Origin of the sequence: Pseudomonas sp. FG-3G, assembly GCF_901007645.1 — a bacterium.
GTDB classification, from domain to species: Bacteria; Pseudomonadota; Gammaproteobacteria; order Pseudomonadales; family Pseudomonadaceae; genus Aquipseudomonas; species Aquipseudomonas rhizophila.
In genome coordinates, this window is the sequence record NZ_CAAKGZ010000027.1 from 1 (window position 1) to 617 (window position 617).

Below are 617 nucleotides of genomic sequence, written 5' to 3' on the forward strand. Positions count from 1 at the left end.
CTGCCGCAGACTTTCCGCGGTGGTCAGGTCACCTCCACCGAGATCAACGGCCTGAGCCTGTACGGCGGCCAGTTCCGCGCCAACAGCCCGCGTAACGACGCGAGCATGGAAGACATGTCGATGAACGGCCGCGGCGCGTTCACGTCCGACCGCTTCAATTTCGGCGGCGGCGAATACGCCTTCAACGACAAGCGCACTCAGGTCGGCGTCTGGTACGCGGAACTGTCGGACATCTACCAGCAAAAATATTTCAACCTGACCCACAGCCAGCCCATCGGTGACTGGACCCTGGGTGCCAACCTGGGCTACTTCATCGGCAAGGAAGAAGGCAGTGCCCTGGCGGGCGACCTGGACAACAAGACCGCCTTCGCCATGCTCTCGGCCAAATACGGTGGCAACACCTTCTACGTCGGCCTGCAAAAACTCAGCGGCGACGATGGCTGGATGCGCGTCAACGGCACCAGCGGCGGCACCCTGGCCAACGACAGCTACAACTCCAGCTACGACAACGCCCAGGAAAAATCCTGGCAAGTGCGCCACGACTTCAACTTTGCCGCCGTCGGCGTACCGGGCCTGACCCTGATGAACCGCTACATCAGCGGTGACAACGTACACAC

At 61.6% G+C, this 617-nt stretch carries 1 protein-coding gene; it reads left to right on the forward strand.

What is annotated here, in order from left to right:
* The coding region (locus PSEUDOMOFG3G_RS20010; RefSeq protein WP_139050956.1) for an OprD family outer membrane porin at positions 1-617 on the forward strand (617 nt) is incomplete at both ends.